The organism is Polynucleobacter sp. 39-46-10, assembly GCF_002282275.1.
Map to the genome: position 1 here is coordinate 1 of NZ_NCJB01000517.1, position 1220 is coordinate 1220.

A 1220-nucleotide genomic window follows, 5' to 3' on the forward strand; every position below is an offset into this window, starting at 1 on the left:
GTGGTAAAGAGTTCATGGCGCTTTATGAAGAGGTGCTTCAAGACTTGCGCACCCTCATGAATATCCCGGATTCCTATGAAATCTTGATGCTTCAAGGCGGTGGTTTGGGTCAGAATGCTGCTATTCCGATGAACCTCATGCCATTGGCTAAGAATGGTCCTAAGGCAGACTTTTTAGTGACTGGTGTTTGGTCTGAAAAATCATTTAAAGAAGCAGAGAAGTATGGTGTTGCTCACTTAGCTGCATCTTCTGCATCTGAAAAATTTAATACGATTCCTGCAAGATCTTCTTGGCAACTATCGGATGATGCTGCTTATGTTCACTACTGTGCTAATGAAACTATTGGCGGCGTAGAGTTTTCGGATGTGCCTGATGTCAATGGCAAGTTATTAGTCGCAGATATATCTAGCAATATTCTCTCCAAAGAAATGGACGTCACAAAATGTGGCGTTTGGTTTGGTGGGGCGCAAAAAAATATTGGCCCATCTGGCGTGACGATTGTGATCGTGCGTAAGGACTTGATGGGGCACAGCATGAAGATCACTCCGTCGATTTGGGATTGGTCTAAGCAGGCGGCAACTGACTCAATGCTCAACACGCCACCAACTTTTTCAATTTATATGGCGGGACTAGGCTTTAAATGGTTGCTAAAGCAGGGTGGTGTAAAGGTAATTGAGAAACGCAATCAAGAAAAAGCAGAGTTGCTCTATAACTTTTTAGATCAAAGCAGTCTTTACGAGAATCGCATTCCTAAAGAATATCGCTCCAGAATGAACGTTACCTTCTTCTTGAAGGATGAAAATTTAAACGCTCAGTTCTTGGAGCAATCTAATGCAGCAGGCTTAGTTGCCTTGCGTGGTCATAAGGCGGCTGGTGGCATGCGCGCCAGCATTTACAACGCAATGCCAATCGAAGGCGTCAAAGCCTTAGTAGAATTTATGCGTGACTTTGAAAGGCGTGCATCATGAGCTCCAAAGACCAGAGTACTGAAGAGCAGCGCCTTGCGCCAATTCGCGAGAAAATTGATGCGCTAGACGCACAGATTTTAGATTTGTTGTCACAGCGTGCAAAAGCAGCCCAAGAAGTTGGCCACATTAAAGGTGGCTTTTCATCGCCAGTGTTTAGGCCAGAGCGAGAGCGACAGGTTGTCGCACGCTTACAAGAGCTTAGTAGCGGCCCATTATTGCCCGATGGCATCGCTGCAATTTGGCGCGAGGTGA

The 1220-nt window shown here is 45.7% G+C and carries 2 protein-coding genes; both read left to right on the forward strand.

The genetic code is table 11. The features are described from left to right. The coding region (serC, locus tag B7X71_RS17325) for a 3-phosphoserine/phosphohydroxythreonine transaminase (RefSeq protein WP_293601654.1) at positions 1 to 968 on the forward strand (968 nt) is incomplete at its 5' end. Beyond that, positions 965 to 1220, forward strand: a 256-nt coding sequence (gene pheA, locus B7X71_RS17330; protein ID WP_293601655.1) for a chorismate mutase, incomplete at its 3' end; no start/stop codon positions are given. The genes serC and pheA, both read left to right, overlap by 4 nt.